The 3,395-nt window shown below is 48.2% G+C and carries 2 protein-coding genes; both read right to left on the bottom strand.

Annotated features, from left to right (window positions below):
- Positions 1–512: biotin/lipoyl-containing protein (locus tag B7Y67_RS13495; RefSeq protein WP_293599096.1), on the bottom strand; the 512-nt coding region annotated here is incomplete at its 3' end.
- A 43-nt stretch (positions 513–555) separates the two neighbouring features.
- Positions 556–3,395: 2-oxoglutarate dehydrogenase E1 component (locus B7Y67_RS13490; RefSeq protein WP_293599095.1), on the bottom strand; the 2,840-nt coding region annotated here is incomplete at its 5' end.

Raw genomic sequence — 3,395 nt, 5'->3', positions numbered from 1 at the left:
CCCATTGGAATTGGTGCGCTCGGCAATGCAGCAGATTTTGCACCACCGGCAGAAGCGTTTAATGCGTCACCCTTAGTGATGCGACCATCACGTCCAGAACCAGCAACTTGACCAGCATCGATATTTTTCTCTGCAAGGATCTTTGCAGCAGAAGGTGCAGCAGCAGCGCCAGATGATTTAGCGGCCGGTGCAGCTTTAGCAGGAGCGGCGGCGGGATCTGCTGCAGGTGCTGGAGCAGCTACAGCCGCTGCAGGGGCAGCAGAAGCAACAGCAGTGCTATCAATCTTCGCAATCAACTGCTCAGCAACAACTGTGCCGCCGTCAGCAACAACGATCTCTGTGATTACACCAGCGGAAGGTGCAGGAACTTCCAACACCACTTTGTCGGTTTCAATCTCAATCAAAATCTCATCTTGACCGACAGCATCACCGACCTTCTTTTTCCATTGCAACAAAGTAGCTTCGGCTACTGACTCGGAGAGCTGGGGAACTTTAACTTCAAAAATAGCCATGATTAATCCTATTTAGTGTTTGTATATTGAGTGATGTCTACGATTACTTCGTAATGACATAACCCTTAAGTTTTGCGAATGCTGCAGTAAGAAGAGACTTTTGCTGTTCTTGATGGAGATGAGCATATCCACAAGCTGGTGAAGCTGATGCTGGACGACCCGCATATGCCAACTTCATACCTTCAGACATGTTCTCCAAAATATTGTGCTGAACAAAGAACCAAGCGCCTTGGTTTTGTGGTTCATCCTGACACCACACAACCTCTTCAAGGTTCGGGTACTTCTTCAACTCAGCAGTCAACGCTTTATGTGGGAACGGATAGAGTTGCTCCAAACGAATAATCGCCACATCATCAAGCTTTTTCTCGGTACGTGTTTTGGCTAGATCGTAATAAACCTTACCGGAACACATTACCAAACGAGTCACCTTCTTGCCATCGATACTGTCATCGCGTTCAGGAAGAATGGTTTGGAAACCACCCTTAGTGAACTCAGTCAATGGCGAAGCGGCTTCCTTGTTACGTAGCAATGATTTTGGTGTCATCAAGATCAGCGGCTTGCGGAATTGACGAATCATCTGACGACGCAATACGTGGAAGATCTGTGATGCCGTAGTTGGCTGAATCACCTGCATATTGGTATCAGCACACAACTGCATGAAGCGCTCTAGACGTGCAGATGAATGTTCTGGTCCCTGACCTTCATAACCGTGCGGCAACATCATGACCAAGCCGTTTGCGCGACCCCACTTCACTTCACCTGAAGCAATAAATTGGTCAATTACAACTTGAGCACCGTTAGCAAAATCGCCGAACTGCGCTTCCCAAATAGTCAAGGTATTAGGCTCAGCTGCTGCATATCCATACTCAAAACCAAGGACAGCCTCCTCTGACAAGATCGAGTCAATTACCAAAAATGGAGCTTGATCTTTTGCAATGTGACGGAGGGGAATGTAAACCCCTTTATCCCATTTTTCACGGCTTTGGTTATGAAGCACTGCGTGGCGATGGGTAAAGGTTCCACGACCACTATCCTCGCCAGATAAGCGAACTGGGTAGCCACTAGCCACTAAGGATGCGAAAGCCATATGCTCACCCATACCCCAATCGATATTAGTTTCACCGCGACCCATTGCAGCGCGGTCTTTGAGAACCTTCTCAACCAGCGGGTGAACTTGGAAACCTTCGCGAACTGTTGAGACTCTCTCTGCTAAGCGCTTCCATTCAGTTAACGGAATTGCGGTGTCCGCCTCATCGGTCCACTTCTTATTTAAGAATGGTGACCAATCTACTGCGAACTTACCCTTAAAGTTACTTAATACTGGATCAGAGGTTTGCTTACCAGCATCCATTGCAGCACGGTACTCTTTCACCATCAAATCACCAGTACCAACTGGCAATACACCTTGTGCCTCTAACTTATCGGCGTAATGCTTGCGTGTACCTGGGTGAGCTGCAATGATTTTGTACATCAAAGGTTGTGTCATTGCAGGAGTATCTTGTTCGTTGTGACCAAGCTTCCTGAAGCAAACGATATCAATCGCAACATCTTTGTGAAACTGGCTACGGAACTCTACTGCCAACTTTGTTGCCAATACCACCGCCTCAGGATCATCACCATTCACGTGCAGTACCGGCGCATCAATTACTTTCATGATGTCGGTGCAATACAAGCTTGAACGCAAATCGCGTGGATCTGAAGTAGTGAAACCAATTTGGTTGTTGATCACAATATGGATCGTGCCACCAGTAGAGTAGCCACGAACTTCCGCCATCGCTAAAGTCTCTTGCATCACACCTTGGCCTGCAATCGCCGCATCACCATGCACCAATACCGGCATCACTTGCTCACCCAACAAATCGCCGCGACGCTCCATACGAGCACGGGCAGAACCCTCAACCACTGGGTTCACGATTTCTAGATGGGATGGATTAAAGGCCAATGACAAATGCACTGGACCAGCAGGAGTAGCAATATCACTCGAGAAACCCTGGTGATACTTCACGTCGCCTGCAGGCAAAGTTTCTGGGCCCTTGTGCTCAAACTCAGCAAACAAGTCTGTAGGCATCTTGCCCAAAGTATTGACCAACACGTTGAGACGACCGCGGTGGGCCATACCAATCACAATTTCTTGAACACCCTTGGAACCAGCCTCACGGATTAACTCATCCATACAGGCGATGAAGCTTTCACCACCCTCAAGAGAGAAACGCTTTTGACCGACATACTTAGCCTGTAAATAGCGCTCTAAACCTTCGGCCGCAGTCACGCGGTCGAGAATCTGGCGCTTTTGATCCACATTGAAATGCGGGGTTGCGCGAATGGACTCTAACTTCTCTTGCCACCACTTCTTAATCTTTTGGTCTGCAATAAACATGTACTCGGCACCCAGGGTGCCGCAGTAGGTTTGACGCAAGGCTTGCAATAAATCACGCAAGGTCATTTCATACTTACCAAAGAATGTATTGCTGGTGTTAAAGACGATATCCATATCGCCGTCACCAAAGCCATAGAAGGCTGGATCTAATTCAGGAATATCCGGACGCTCTGTGCGCTTTAAGGGATCAATATCCGCCCAACGATTACCTACGTTGCGATACGCAGCAATCAGCTGCTGAACGGCTACACGCTTGCGACCCATTTCAGAGTCAGCCGAATCAGCGGATACCGTACGAATAGGACCTTGCTTCGCGCGCTCAGCAAAGGAAGCAACAATAGGTCCATGTGCAATGTCAGCTCGAGACGAACCATCGACAGCTGGAATTTGCTTCACGTTATCAAAATAATCTCGCCAGTGATCAGCTACAGAAGCTGGATCGTGCAAGTAGGATTCGTAGAGTTCCTCTACGTAAGGGGCGTTTCCGCCGAAGAGATAGGAATTAT

This window comes from Polynucleobacter sp. 35-46-11, from assembly GCF_002281105.1.
Note: the sequence above shows the minus strand (reverse complement) of the source record. Positions and strands in the feature narration are given on the sequence as shown.